At 58.1% G+C, this 12725-nt stretch carries 13 protein-coding genes and 1 tRNA gene; 8 read left to right on the forward strand and 6 right to left on the reverse strand.

Features of this window, described 5'->3' with window-relative positions; genetic code table 11:
- Window positions 1-119 precede the first annotated feature (119 nt).
- Together lysA and argS are read right to left on the reverse strand one after the other, a co-directional pair.
- Complete coding sequence (gene lysA, locus ABRP64_RS00345; RefSeq protein ID WP_349865022.1) at window positions 120-1457, reverse strand: diaminopimelate decarboxylase; 1338 nt, start codon at window positions 1455-1457, stop codon at window positions 120-122.
- A complete protein-coding gene (gene argS, locus ABRP64_RS00350; RefSeq protein ID WP_349865024.1) occupies window positions 1458-3110 on the reverse strand; it encodes an arginine--tRNA ligase in 1653 nt (550 codons plus the stop codon).
- Window positions 3111-3334: 224 nt separating this feature from the next.
- On the opposite strand from argS, the gene ABRP64_RS00355 reads away from it, so the two are divergent.
- The 6 genes from ABRP64_RS00355 (at window position 3335) to ABRP64_RS00380 (ending at window position 8343) form a co-directional block, all read left to right on the forward strand.
- Complete coding sequence (locus tag ABRP64_RS00355) at window positions 3335-4120, forward strand: (Fe-S)-binding protein (RefSeq protein WP_023026328.1); 786 nt, start codon at window positions 3335-3337, stop codon at window positions 4118-4120.
- Window positions 4120-5625 (forward strand): lactate utilization protein B, encoded by a 1506-nt coding sequence (locus ABRP64_RS00360; protein ID WP_284784698.1) that lies wholly within the window; start codon window positions 4120-4122, stop codon window positions 5623-5625. The genes ABRP64_RS00355 and ABRP64_RS00360 overlap by 1 nt, the downstream gene beginning before the upstream one ends.
- The gene (locus ABRP64_RS00365; RefSeq protein ID WP_284769862.1) at window positions 5622-6242 is read left to right on the forward strand and encodes a LutC/YkgG family protein; all 621 of its coding nucleotides are present in this window, start codon (window positions 5622-5624) and stop codon (window positions 6240-6242) included. Before ABRP64_RS00360 ends, ABRP64_RS00365 begins: the two co-directional genes overlap by 4 nt.
- Before the next feature lie 111 nt (window positions 6243-6353).
- Window positions 6354-7910, forward strand: a complete 1557-nt coding sequence (locus ABRP64_RS00370) for an alpha/beta fold hydrolase (protein ID WP_284796323.1) — start codon at window positions 6354-6356, stop codon at window positions 7908-7910.
- Between the two features lie 53 nt (window positions 7911-7963).
- Window positions 7964-8037, forward strand: a tRNA-Arg gene (locus tag ABRP64_RS00375).
- A 147-nt stretch (window positions 8038-8184) separates the two neighbouring features.
- Window positions 8185-8343 (forward strand): hypothetical protein, encoded by a 159-nt coding sequence (locus ABRP64_RS00380; RefSeq protein ID WP_005282354.1) that lies wholly within the window; start codon window positions 8185-8187, stop codon window positions 8341-8343.
- Window positions 8344-8859: 516 nt separating this feature from the next.
- Here the strand turns inward: ABRP64_RS00380 and ABRP64_RS00385 are convergent.
- Window positions 8860-9309, reverse strand: coding sequence for a Panacea domain-containing protein (locus ABRP64_RS00385; protein ID WP_284769864.1), 450 nt, complete (start codon window positions 9307-9309; stop codon window positions 8860-8862).
- A gap of 196 nt (window positions 9310-9505) precedes the next feature.
- Between ABRP64_RS00385 and ABRP64_RS00390 the strand changes: the two genes are divergently transcribed.
- Together ABRP64_RS00390 and ABRP64_RS00395 are read left to right on the forward strand one after the other, a co-directional pair.
- Window positions 9506-10405: an ABC transporter ATP-binding protein gene (locus ABRP64_RS00390; protein ID WP_284853510.1), complete on the forward strand. Its 900-nt coding sequence runs from the start codon at window positions 9506-9508 to the stop codon at window positions 10403-10405.
- 18 nt (window positions 10406-10423) lie between these two features.
- On the forward strand, window positions 10424-11578 hold the full coding sequence (locus ABRP64_RS00395; protein WP_349865026.1) for an ABC transporter permease: 1155 nt from the start codon (window positions 10424-10426) through the stop codon (window positions 11576-11578).
- 57 nt (window positions 11579-11635) lie between these two features.
- Here ABRP64_RS00395 and ABRP64_RS00400 read toward each other — a convergent pair whose 3' ends face one another.
- From ABRP64_RS00400 to ABRP64_RS00410, 3 genes are all read right to left on the reverse strand, one after another.
- The gene (locus ABRP64_RS00400; protein ID WP_005282344.1) at window positions 11636-11839 is read right to left on the reverse strand and encodes a hypothetical protein; all 204 of its coding nucleotides are present in this window, start codon (window positions 11837-11839) and stop codon (window positions 11636-11638) included.
- Between the two features lie 72 nt (window positions 11840-11911).
- On the reverse strand, window positions 11912-12232 hold the full coding sequence (locus tag ABRP64_RS00405) for a molecular chaperone GrpE (protein WP_284782544.1): 321 nt from the start codon (window positions 12230-12232) through the stop codon (window positions 11912-11914).
- Window positions 12219-12725, reverse strand: a complete 507-nt coding sequence (locus ABRP64_RS00410; protein WP_023026318.1) for a MarR family winged helix-turn-helix transcriptional regulator — start codon at window positions 12723-12725, stop codon at window positions 12219-12221. The genes ABRP64_RS00405 and ABRP64_RS00410 overlap by 14 nt, the downstream gene beginning before the upstream one ends.

The following is a 12725-nucleotide window of genomic DNA, read 5'->3' on the forward strand; positions in this document are numbered from 1 at the left end:
TCACTATACAGAACGAGCTGTCTATATTGCGACATGCGGGGGATAATATTCGTTTAGCTACAGAAAACCCCCGCCGCACGGGCCGAATGTGGCCCCTGCGTTGCGGGGGTAGTACTGGCTTAATCCACTTCCAAGGACAAAAGATCCTCGATGGTTTCGCGCCGCAACATGGGCTTGGTATTTCCCACGCGCGTGGCAACCACGGCTGGGCGCACCGCGCCGTTGTACCGAGAGGACATCATGTACTGATACCCGCCGGTGGCCGCGAAAGCGAGCAAGTCCCCCGGCTGGATATCATCGGGCAATTCGCCTTCCTCCAACAGAATATCGCCGGATTCGCAGTGGAAACCCACGATGCGCGAGGGCACCATCTCGCCGTCGCTAAAGCGGTTAACCAGGCGCACATCGTATTCGGAACCGTAGAGGGCGGGGCGAATATTATCGGACATTCCCCCATCGATGGAGATATACCGGCGCACCGGCAAATCGGCCTTGCCGGTTTCCACGTCCTTGACCGTACCCACGCGGTAGACGGTCACGGCAGACCCGGCCACCAAGGAGCGCCCCGGCTCCACGAGGAGGAACGGCGCCTTAATGTCGAGTTCTTCCGCAGTCTGGTCAACGGCCCGCAGCATGTCCTGGGCCACGCGGTCAATATTCAGGGCTTCCTCATAGGGCATATACGGAATACCAAAGCCGCCGCCCAAGTCCAGCTCGGCTAAGTCAACGCCCAGCTCGGTGTGGATTTGACGGTAGAGCTCCAGCACGCGCTCGGCGGCGAGTTTGAAACCCTCGGCATTGAAAACCTGGGAGCCTACATGGCAGTGCAGGCCGCTCAAGTGGAGGTTGTTCACCTCAAGGCAGCGCTTCGCGGCGGCGAAAGCCGCGCCCGTGGCCAGGGAAATACCGAATTTCTGGTCCTCGTGCGAGGTAGCAATGAATTCGTGGGTATGCGCATCCACACCCGGCTTGACGCGAATCATTACCGGCTGCACCACGCCTGCCTCGCCGGCGATGCGGTTGAGCTCTTCGAGCTCCTGCTCATTATCGATGACCACGTGGCCCACGCCCGCATCCACGCACAGGCGCAGGTATTTCTCGTCTTTATTATTGCCGTGCGCCGTAATGCGCGCTGCCGGGAACTCTGCGGCGAGCGCAATCTTTAGCTCATTGAGCGCGGCAGCATCGAGGCACAGGCCTTCTTCGTTGACCCACTGCACGACCTTTTTGGAAATGAATGCCTTGGAGGCATAGTGCACGTGATCGGGTCCACCGAAAGCGCGAGCCATGTCTTGGCAGCGCGAGCGGAAGTCATCTTCATCGAAGACGTACAGCGGGGTCTGGAATTCCTCTGCCAAATCCGGCAAGGGGACTTCCGCCACGGTAACTACGCCATCTTCCTGGCGGCTCGCATTCCGCGGCCACACGTGGGCGGGAAGCTCATTGAAATCAGTCATTTACATCTTCTCCGGTGCGCTCACGCCAACCATGGTCAAGGCATTGGACAGGACGACGCGGGATGCTTCCGCCAATGCGAGGCGTGCGCTGTGAATGGGCTGCTCTTCCTCCCCTGCCTTGGGCAAAACCTGGCAGGTGTCATAGAAACGGTGGAATACGCCAGCCAACTCTTCGGCATAGCGCGCCACGCGGTGCGGCTCGCGCAGTTCCGCGGCATCTGCCACTACGGCAGGGAACTCACCCAGGGTGCGGATGAGGTCGCCTTCGCGCTCATGCTCCAGCAGGGAGAGGTCCGCCCCCTCGGAGCTCACTCCTAGCTCCGCGGCCTTGCGCCCAATCGAGCACAACCGGGCGTGCCCGTATTGCACGTAGTAGACAGGGTTATCCGAAGACTGCGACTCCCACAGGCCCAGGTCGATATCGATGGACTGATCCACGGACGAGCGCACCAGCGAATACCGCGATGCATCGATACCGATGGCGGCGACCAAATCCTCAATGGTGATCACGGTGCCCGCGCGCTTAGACATGCGCACCGGCTTGCCATCGCGCAGCAGGTTGACCATCTGGCCAATGAGCACCTCGACGCCATCGGCGTCATAGCCCAGGGCGGCTGCTGCCGCCTTCAAGCGCGGGACATAACCGTGGTGGTCAGCACCCAACATGTAGATATTGAGATCGTGACCGCGGTCGAATTTATCGGCCACATAGGCGATATCGCCCGCGATATAGGCCGCATTACCGTCCGATTTCACCGCGACGCGATCCTTTGAATCGCCATAATCGGTGGACTTTAGCCACCACGCATTGTCCGCCTCATAGAGGTGGCCTTCAGACTTCAGGGTCTCAAGCGCCTTGTCTACCGCCCCAGATTCAAAAAGCGAATTTTCGTGGAAGTAGACATCAAAATCCACGCCGAATTCATGCAGGGACTGCTTAATCTGCGCAAACATCATCTCCACGCCATCGGCGCGGAAGGCCTCTTGTACCTGCGCAGCATCGCCCTCGAGCGCGCTTGGATTCTTTTCCACAACCGCGTTTGCGATGTCGTGGATATAATCTCCGCCGTAGCCGTCCTCCGGCGTGGGCTCGCCCTTTGCGGCAGCAACAAGGGAGCGGGAGAAGCGGTCAATCTGGCCGCCGTGGTCGTTGAAGTAGTACTCGCGGGTGACCTCTGCACCGGAAGCCGTGAGCACCCTACCCAGCGAATCGCCGACCGCGGCCCAGCGCGTACCGCCCAAGTGAATCGGGCCGGTGGGATTGGCAGATACGAATTCCAGGTTAATCTTCTTGCCCGCAAAGGAATCATTGGAACCGTAGTCCGCGCCTGCCTGCAGAATCTGGGCAACAATCTCGCCCTGCGCAGCGGCGGCTAAGCGAATATTAATAAAGCCAGGACCGGCAATATCGGCCTCCGCGATAGCATCGTGCTGGGCCAATTTTTGTGCTAACCAGCCACCAAATTCGCGCGGATTCGCGCCGGCCTTCTTGGCCACCTGCAGTGCAAGGTTGGTGGCGTAGTCACCGTGTTCTGGGTTGCGGGGTCGCTCTACCGTGACAGATTCCGGCAATACGGACGCGTCTAGGTCATGTTCTGCCATGACCTCGGTGGCGGATTCTTTAACTAAGGTGGCCAAATCAGCTGGAGTCATGTGGCAAGAGTCTAGTTCACTGCCCCGGCACGTGCGAAAAGAAGCACTGGCTAACATTTCAGAGGGCAAAATTTACTCATTTTCTAGACCTCTTAGGCAAACCTATATTGCGATATATATTACAAAATATATGCTGGTAGAACGTGATTCACACTACATTTCACGTGATGAATGTGTAGGGTTAGTTGCACCTCCATGACTTAAAAACTAATAAGGAGCACCGTATGCGCATTGCGCTTTTTTCTACTTGCATTGGTGACACCCTTTTCCCGGACGTCCAAAAGGCGACGGCATTGGTTCTCTCGCGGTTAGGTCACGAAGTTGTCCTTCCGGAGGAGCAAACCTGCTGCGGCCAGATGCACATCAACACCGGCTACCAAAAGGAAACGCTGGGGATGATCCGCTCTTATGCGGATGCCTTCGCGGATCCTTCCATTGACTACGTCGTGGCAGCCTCCGGTTCCTGCGTGGCAGCGGTTCGCGACCGCCACGAAAGCATTGCTGACCGCTTCGGCACGTCCGCCGATGTCGATGGCGCGCAAAAGACCGCACAAAAGACCTACGATCTCACCGAATTTTTGGTCGATATTGAAGGCGTGACCAACGTCGGCGCTTTCTTCCCACACCGCGTGACTTACCACTCCGCTTGCCACGGCCTGCGCTTCCTCAAGCTGGAAGACCGCCCCTACAAGCTTTTGCAAGAAGTCGAGGGCATCGACTTGGCACCGCTAGCCAATAGCGAAGAGTGCTGCGGCTTCGGTGGCACCTTTGCCCTGAAGAATGCGGAGGTCTCACAGGCCATGGTCTCCGATAAGACTCGCCACATTAAAGACACCAAGGCTGAGTACGTGACCGCCGGTGACTCCTCCTGCCTGATGAATATCGGCGGCGCCCTGCACCGCCAGCGCTCCGGCATTCGCGCCCTACATATGGCAGAGATTTTGGCCTCCACGAAGGAACACCCGTGGCAGCCAGACTCCGCCGCTTACTCCAAGGAGACGATGCTCTAATGACCTCTTTCCTCGACACCACCCCACCACGCGCCCCTGAAGGCTACGGCAACCTGCGTGGCAGCAAGGCCTTCGTCCCGCTCGCGCACGTCGGGCTGAATAACGCTACCCAGCGTCACAACCTGCAGCACGCGACCACCACCATCCGCCAAAAGCGCGCCAACACCGTGCAGGAAGTAGATGACTGGCAGCAGCTCCGCAACGCCGGGTCTGCCCTCAAAGAGGACGTCACCGCCCGCATGCCGGAATTGCTCGAGCAATTTGAAAAGGCAGTGTCTGACCGCGGCGGCATCGTCCACTGGGCCCGCGATGCCAAGGAAGCCAACGAGATCATTGAAGGTCTCATCCGCGAAACGGGTGAAACCGACGTGGTCAAGGTGAAATCCATGGCTACCCAAGAAATCGGCTTAAACGAGCACCTCGAAGAGGCCGGAATCCACGCCCAGGAAACCGACTTGGCAGAGCTCATCGTCCAGCTTGGTGACGATATGCCATCGCACATTCTGGTGCCCGCAATTCACCGCAACCGCGCGGAAATTCGCGATATCTTCGTCGATAAGATGCCCAACACGGATGACTCGCTGAAGGCCGAGCCCGCCGAGTTGGCCGAGGCATCCCGCCAGTTCCTGCGCCAGCAGTTCATGAAGGCCAAGGTCGCCATTTCCGGCGCCAACTTCGGCGTTGCTGAAACCGGCACCGTCAACGTCGTGGAATCTGAGGGCAATGGCCGCATGTGCCTGACGCTGCCGGAAACGCTGATTACCGTCATGGGCATCGAAAAGCTCGTGCCTACCTTCCAGGACCTGGAAGTCTTCCTGCAGCTGCTCCCCCGTTCCTCCACCGCGGAGCGCATGAACCCGTATACCTCCATGTGGTCCGGTGTGACAGAGGGCGATGGCCCGCAGAACTTCCACATCGTCTTGCTGGATAATGGGCGCACCGCAGCGTTGTCTTCGCCCGTTGGCCACCAAGCACTGAAGTGCATCCGTTGCTCGGCCTGCCTCAATGTCTGCCCCGTGTACGAGCGCGCCGGCGGACACGCCTACGGCTCCGTGTACCCGGGCCCCATCGGTATCTCCCTGACCCCGCAGCTAACTGGCATGAAGGACCACAACGATCCATCGGCTAGCTTGCCGTACGCCTGCTCGCTGTGCGGGCGCTGCGACGACGTGTGCCCGGTGAAGATTCCGCTTTCTGATGTCATCTTAGAAAACCGCCACCAGAAGGTCACCCATGCTGCCTCGCCGATCGAGCCAAAGCTGTTCAAGACGGTGCAGCTGCTCTGGGACAACCCGAAGATGTGGGATAAGGTCACCCACCTCGTGGCACTTGGCCGCGTGATGGGCGGATTCAACGGCACCATCGAGTCGCTGCCGCTGTTCATGTCCGGTTGGTCCGATGGCCGCGATACCGCGATTCCGCCAAAGAAATCCTTCCGCCAATGGTTCGACTCCGAAGAAGGCAAAGAGCTGCTGTCCAATGCCCGTAAGGAGGCCTCCAAGTGAGCGCAAAGCAAGACATCCTAAACCGCATTCGCTCGGCACAGAAGCAGGCTGGGCTGCCAGATCACGTCGATGTGCCCCGCGAATACCAGCGCGAAGGCACGCTGAATGATGATGAACTGCGCGAGATGCTGGTCGATCGCCTCGAGGACTACAAGGCGGAAGTCCACGTCACGGAGGAAAGCGATCTCAAAAAGACGCTGGATTCCATCGTCAACGATCGCAACTGTAAGGACATCCGCTACGCCCCGGGCATGAATGCCGATCTTTTTGATGGCCTTCCGGCCCGCCCGGACGACGAGGAAGCGGATCCGCGCGAGCTTGACGATGCCGATGCCGTCGTCACCGAGTCCCTTGTGTCTTCTGCGCAGACCGGCACCATCGTATTGCAGTCCGATTCCCGCTGCGGCCGCCGCGCCTTGACGCTGGTACCGGACCGTCACATCTGTATCGTCCGCCGCGACGAGGTTGTCTACGGCATCACTGAGGTCATTTCCCGGATGAACCCAGATAAGCCCGCAACGTGGATTTCTGGCCCTTCCGCGACCTCCGATATCGAGCTCTCGCGCGTTGAGGGTGTGCACGGCCCGCGCGATCTCATCGTGATTATTGTGAAGTAACGAGGCTAGGGTGCCGAGTTAGGGCACCCGCCGCGTGGCAATTACTGCCACGAACCTGAAAGAAGCATAAGCTAACTCTGACGAACGTTATAGGAGTCGGAGCTTTAGCTTATGCTTTCTTTTTCTCGAAAAATTTCTACCGTAGTCTGCGCTAGCGCCCTCGCACTGGGCGTGGCAGCCCCCACCGCCGCCGCGGCGGATCCAGAAATCACCTGGGAGGATTGCCCCGCACAGGTCAATCTGGATGGCGCCGAGTGCGGCCGGATAGAGGTACCTACCTACTACGATAACCCCGAGGCCGGAACCATTAGCGTTGGTTTTGTCCGCGTACCTGCGGCACAACCAGACGCACGCCGTGGCGCGCTCTTTACCAACCCAGGTGGCCCTGGCGGTGACGCCTATTCTTGGGCTGGCAACGATGCCGTCGAATGGCCCGAAGAAATTCGCAACGAATGGGATCTGATCGGCGTCCAACCGCGCGGGCTGCCCGGTTCCACCCCGGTAGACTGCGCCGCCACCCCGAATTTCAATCCCATCGAGGCCACTACGCAGATCGGCAAGGCCACCCGCGATGCCTGCGAGCAGAATACCCCTGGCTATACCAACTCTTTGACCACCTCAAATACCGCCCAAGACTGGGAGAAGGTGCGCCAAGCGCTGGGTGAGGAGGTCATCGACATCGCCGGCATTTCCTACGGCACCTATCTTGGCTCCGCCTACGCCACCCAGTATCCGCAGCACACCGGCAAGGTGCTGCTCGATTCCGGCATGAGCCCGCAGCTGGCATGGAACGGCATCTTCACCTCGCAGCAACAAGGGTACGAAAATGCGCTGCACGATCTTTTCCAGTTCATCGCGGATAATGACGCCACCTACCATTTGGGCACTACTGCACTCCAGGTCTATGAAAAGTGGTCGCAGAAAGTCGCCATGGAAGCCGGCGCCCGCCCTACGGTCTTGCCACCGGATGCGAAAATCGGTGACCTTCCCCCAGGACTCGAATTCGCCGGCCAGCCGGGCGCGGACATCATGACCGCCACGGGTGAGCTGCGCGTGCAGGCAGAATTCCTCGCCAACAAGGCGCTTAACCCACAAGCGGATCAGCGCGCCTCTGTGACCTTAGGCAAGACCCGCGAGGTCGTTCCCATGCCCGCGCACTGGGATGAGTTTGCCAAGTACTTAAACGGCAGTAAGCCTCTCGAGGTCGTCGATGATCCGGAGCTTGCCCGCGCGGTGCAACAGCAAACAATCCAGATGATGAATATGCAGAATCTCATCGTCTGCAACGAGAACACCGTCGCTGGTAACCCGTGGCTCTTCCCCACCTACCTGTGGTCCAACTTTGTCACCGGCGATATTTTCTCCCTGGTTAATTCCATGTACGGATCTGGCGCCGGGTGCGGCGGACGCGGACCCGTTACCGGCGGGGCGCCACTCGATGGGTCGCACCTTGCCACAAAGCCGCTGCAAATCCAAGGCACGGGCGATCCGCAGACCCCGTACCAGTACCACGCGGCCCTCTCCCAGCCCATGCAATCGCACGTCGTCACCGTCCACGGCCCCGGCCACGGGCACTTTGCGCTGGGTAATAAGGCCGTCGATGAGATTGGCGTGCACTATCTGCGCACCGGTGAGGTAACCACCGCTGACGCACCGGGCCTGATTTAGTTCCCGAGCGGGAGATGCGCTAGAATCACATCGTTGGGAATTTTCCCAGCGATGTCTCCGTAGCTCAGCGGATTAGAGCATCGGTTTCCGGTACCGAAGGTCGCAGGTTCGATCCCTGTCGGGGACACAAATTTTTAGCCCCTTCGCTTTTGCCAGCGAGGGGGTTTCAATATACGCCCCGTTTGCGGATTAAGTAGCCACCGGAGGTTCAGGAAGCCCTTACCATCCTGAACCTCCGGGCTACCCCTCCAATTCTAAACGGAAGGATAAACCCATGACCACACGAACTCTCTACTTCATCGCCCTGGCCCTACTAGCCATATCTTTGATCATCAACGTCATCAACGGGTTCGCTATCTTCAGCACCATCCTCACCGGCGTTGCGGTGGCTACACTTGGCTGTGCCACCTACAAGAAAGTGTGGAAAAAATAAGCCCGCGAATCACGGACGCAAAAGCCGAGCGAAAATTGTGAGACGGGGCTAGGGCCAGCGCGTGGCAGGTGTCGCGGGCCCCGCTTTAATGTGAGTAAAGATCCCCATACTTAGTCTCTATCCATAGAACGTAGAAAATTCCACCGTCTTTCCAGCCAACGAATGGAAGGTTCTCTTGGTGCCGGAACACGCGGAATTTGGTTAGCTCTTGGAACTGCCTAGGTATTTGAGCTTTGATTTCGTTTTTTGGGATAAATTCCGAGCCGAGCCCGTGCCTGTGGTGATTAACGAGATCTGTCCAAGAAATTAGTGAGCGTTTGTGCCATTTATCGAGGAATTCGCGGCGCATCCTATCGGTCATTTGCCCGAATCCCCATCCGCTCTGCAGAAACCTAGTGGACAGGAGCGGGTATTCGTTTGATGCCGCTCGTATTGCGCTCAAGACGCCTGTATCTGCACCACTGTGATTCTTCGAAACCGGGCGCGTGCCACGTCTCTTACTTTTCTTTGCCATACCTAGTCGAAGTACTCTTTAAGGTCGGCATCAGAAATCTCAAGCCCCCGTTTTTCTTCAACGAAGTTTTTCTTCCAAGGTGACTCCGTATGGGTTTTATTACGTAAAGCCCACGCCGAATAGGGGCCATACTTATTCCATACGTCAATCAGGGTATCTTCTACAGGCCGATAATCATCCCAATTGAAGTCATCAGAAATAAAAGTATCGGGGTCGATCGGGCTCTTACCGTACTTTTTAAGTTCGCGGTAGATGTCTACAACGACAGGTCCGTGGGCCCATGCTTCCATCCGTTCATTGAAGAGCGGCACCCCTCCGGAGGCTCGCATGTAAAGGCCCTTTGCGTAGTAAAGAAGCTTTTGAATTTTCAGCGGTGTGAGCTCGGCTTCTTCGGTTTCTTCAGCCCAAGCTACGAGCCATTCTGCGATTTGATGAGCAGTGTATTGCTTCATTGTGCACCTCCTTCCTGCTTGTTTTAAACGCTACAGCACGTGGAGAGCACTTTCTATTCCTACCTACTCGGTGGGGCTTGACCCATGCAACCTGGCTTTCAATGGATTCCATAGCCAAACTGTTAGGTTTATGAAATACTAAGGTATCTAGAACCACGAAAGTTATGCAGTATAGGCGAGCCATGGAGGATCCCCCTTGCCCACCTTAGAAATCGACCATCTCAATAAATCCTTTGGCAGTGTCCGAGCGCTGCGGGATATGACCTTTAGCGTGCAGGAGGGCGAAATCTTCGGCTTCGTCGGTTCCAATGGTGCGGGCAAGTCCACCACCATGCGCATCGCGCTGGGAGTGCTCGCGAAAGACTCCGGCGAAGTTTATTTCGATGGCTCCCCCATTAATGACGATAACCGCCGCCGCATTGGCTATATGCCCGAAGAGCGCGGACTCTACGGCAAGGAACCGCTGCTTAGCCAGCTGACGTTCCTGGGCACCCTGCACGGCATGAGCAAGCAGGCCGCCCAGAAATCCGGCACGGAGCTACTGGAGCAGCTAGGGCTAGGTGAACGCCAGAAAGACAAGCTGGATGACTTGTCCTTGGGCAACCAGCAGCGCGTGCAGCTGGCCGCCTCCCTCATCCATGACCCCGATATGTTGATCCTGGATGAGCCCTTTTCCGGCTTGGACCCCGTTGCGGTCAATGTCATGTCTGACATGCTGCGCGAGCGCGCCGCCCGCGGGGTGCCGGTGGTCTTTTCCTCCCACCAGCTGGACTTGGTGCAGCGCCTGTGCGATCACGTGGGCATCGTCACGCAAGGCCGCATGGTGGCAGAAGGCACGGTAGACGAGCTGCGCACCCAAGGCGCCTCGCGCTATGCGGTGGAAACCCCTGCGCGCGGGTGGTACCCGGAGGGCACTCACTTGGTTGAGGAAACTGACCAGGGCGTGGTGCTCGAGGCCGATGACGGCACCGATGACCAAGCCATCTTGCGCGCTGCCATGGCCGCTGGCCCTGTTCACTCCTTCGGCCTCAAGGTCCCAGACCTTACCGAGCTTTTCCAAGACGTCGTCACCAGCACCACCACCGAGGAGGCCTAGCCCACGCAGTATTCGGCAATGAAGACCATAGGGACCGTCGCCAAGCGCGAAATGGCGGTTGCTCTTAAGACCAAATCCGTTGTCATCATGATGCTGCTGCTTATCATTGGTGCCATCGCCACCCCCATTATCATTGACTTGCTCTCCGGTGGTGACGATGAACCAGATTCCGTCGCCGTGGTGGGCATGGAGGCAGACGCATTCGCTGATTCCGGGCTGGAGGCCCAGGCCGCCGATGACCGGGATGGCGCGGTGCAGCTTATCGATGCCGGCGATGTCGACGCCGCGCTCGTGCCCGCCGGCGACGAGGGGTGGGAGCTTTTGGCCAACGGCACTGCCTCCACCACCATCTCCACCACGGTCAATCAGGTGGTCGCAGCGCAGGCGCAGGCAGAGGCCTTAAATACGCTGAATATTGATGCCCAAGAGCTTGCCGCCGCCACCCCATCAGCCGAAGTGACCGCGGTCGATCTGGAAGCCGATGAGACTTCCGAGGCCCAGATGGGCACCGTTGCCATTGTCCTTATCGCCTCCATGGTGGTGGTCTTTTCCATCATGACCTTCGCCGGGCTCATCGGTGGGCGCGTTACAGAAGAGAAGTCTTCGCGCGTGGTCGAAATCATCCTTTCCACGGTGCGCCCGGTGGATTTCTTGGCCGGCAAGGTCATTGGCAATACCATCATCGGGCTGCTCGGCACCTTCCTCATCCTGGCCGGCGGCGTGGCTTCCCTGGCATTTACTGGCGCAGCGAGCGAAATCCAGCTCGATTATGGTCTAATCGCTGCCCTGCTCGTCGGGGAAATCCTCGGCCTCTTGTTCTTCGGCAGCCTCTATGCCGCAGCTGGCTCCATGGTGCAGCGCACCGAGGATCTGCAATCGACGCAGACGCCCATCCTGCTCCTCGTCTTTGCCACCATGTATATCACCATGTTTGGCTGGACGAACTTGGATGCCACCTGGATGCAGGTCATGGGCTGGGTGCCGCCAGTCTCCATGTTGGTCGCTCCCCTCCAAGTCGCGAGCGGCAATATGAGCTGGCTGGGCTTAACGGGAAGCTATGCGGTCCTCGCTGTAGTTACCGTGCTGATTCTCATCGTTGTTGCGCGCATCTACCGCCGCGCCATCTTGAATAATGGCAAGAAGATGACCTGGCGCCAGGTGCTCAAGAAATAAAAATAAGTCCGGCCTCCCACTTTCTAAGGGGAGGCCGGATTGTTCTACTGCGCAGGATTACTCAACGATGAATTCGTTGGTGATCGGCTGGGTGATATCCAAGGTGCCGTGCTCGATGTAGTACATGCCAAAGAACATGGCGCCAACCAGCACTAGGGCTAGCAGCATGCAGGGGATCCACTGGACAAAAACGGAAACCCAGCCCTCGGATTGCTGGCGGGCCGCCGCCTCGCGTTGTTCTTGAGCCTCGCGCTCGTTCATAATGATAAAACCTCTCGCTTCACCGAAGATTAACTAAAAGTATCTTAACAGTTTATGGTCTCCGCGGTGGCATTAGATCCCTGGATCTTCATCATTCAATAAAGCCTCGAGGAACGCCTCGCGGTCCGCGAACATTTTCTCGATGTCCTCTTCCGCGCCCATGATCCAGGCATCGGCATCCTCATCAAAGGTCACCGCGGAATCGGGATAGGCTTCTAAGGCTTCTTCCATCGCGGCAATCTGATCGGCATCGGCGCGATCCTCGGCAAAGGCCTCCGGATCACCAATGCGCTGGCCCAGCTCGCCCAAGGCCGTCAAGCCATACGTTTTATACTGCTTTTTAGGGTGCTCGAAAAGTTCTTGTCCCATCATGGCGGTATTATTTTCCTCCATTCAATAAAGAATCCGGGACGAATCCCGAATAGCCGGGGATGTTATTGACCTGCAATACCCCATGGAAAAAGCGCTTGAGTGCGGGAACGTCATCCTCGTGGAGGTGGTCGAAGACCAAACGGCGGACGGATTCCACGTGCTCGGGGGCCGCGCGCTCGAGGTGGTGGAGCCCTGCCTCCGTGATATGCACGTTGACCCCGCGGCCATCATCGGTGGTTTTTTCTTTAACCAAGAGCCCGCGCTTTTCCATGCGGGTGACCTGGTGGGAGGCGCGCGAGCGATCCCAGGCGAGCTCCGTGCACAGGTCGCGCAAACGCAGGTGCTGATCTGGGGCTTCCGAAAGGGATACCAAGACCGCGAACTCGGAGACGGAGATCTCCCCGCCAGCCTTGAGCGTCTCGTCCATGCCCCTATCTATCTTGCGGGTCGCGGCCAGTAATAGGCGCCATAGCTCCTGTTCATCATCGTTTAACCAGCGGGTTTGTTCAGACAT

The sequence above is a fragment of the Corynebacterium sp. KPL4015 genome (assembly GCF_040225725.1).
Lineage (GTDB): Bacteria > Actinomycetota > Actinomycetes > Mycobacteriales > Mycobacteriaceae > Corynebacterium > Corynebacterium rhinophilum.

What these genes read in the sequence shown, in the direction of transcription:
- ABRP64_RS00385 (WP_284769864.1), bottom strand. Translation starts at nt 9,309, where the DNA reads ATGAAGCAATACACTGCTCATCAAATCGCAGAATGGCTCGTAGCTTGG.
- ABRP64_RS00400 (WP_005282344.1), bottom strand. Translation starts at nt 11,839, where the DNA reads ATGAACGAGCGCGAGGCTCAAGAACAACGCGAGGCGGCGGCCCGCCAG.
- lysA (WP_349865022.1), bottom strand. Translation starts at nt 1,457, where the DNA reads ATGACTGATTTCAATGAGCTTCCCGCCCACGTGTGGCCGCGGAATGCG.
- ABRP64_RS00410 (WP_023026318.1), bottom strand. Translation starts at nt 12,725, where the DNA reads ATGTCTGAACAAACCCGCTGGTTAAACGATGATGAACAGGAGCTATGG.
- argS (WP_349865024.1), bottom strand. Translation starts at nt 3,110, where the DNA reads ATGACTCCAGCTGATTTGGCCACCTTAGTTAAAGAATCCGCCACCGAG.
- ABRP64_RS00395 (WP_349865026.1), top strand. Translation starts at nt 10,424, where the DNA reads ATGAAGACCATAGGGACCGTCGCCAAGCGCGAAATGGCGGTTGCTCTT.
- ABRP64_RS00360 (WP_284784698.1), top strand. Translation starts at nt 4,120, where the DNA reads ATGACCTCTTTCCTCGACACCACCCCACCACGCGCCCCTGAAGGCTAC.
- ABRP64_RS00355 (WP_023026328.1), top strand. Translation starts at nt 3,335, where the DNA reads ATGCGCATTGCGCTTTTTTCTACTTGCATTGGTGACACCCTTTTCCCG.
- ABRP64_RS00380 (WP_005282354.1), top strand. Translation starts at nt 8,185, where the DNA reads ATGACCACACGAACTCTCTACTTCATCGCCCTGGCCCTACTAGCCATA.
- ABRP64_RS00370 (WP_284796323.1), top strand. Translation starts at nt 6,354, where the DNA reads ATGCTTTCTTTTTCTCGAAAAATTTCTACCGTAGTCTGCGCTAGCGCC.
- ABRP64_RS00405 (WP_284782544.1), bottom strand. Translation starts at nt 12,232, where the DNA reads ATGGAGGAAAATAATACCGCCATGATGGGACAAGAACTTTTCGAGCAC.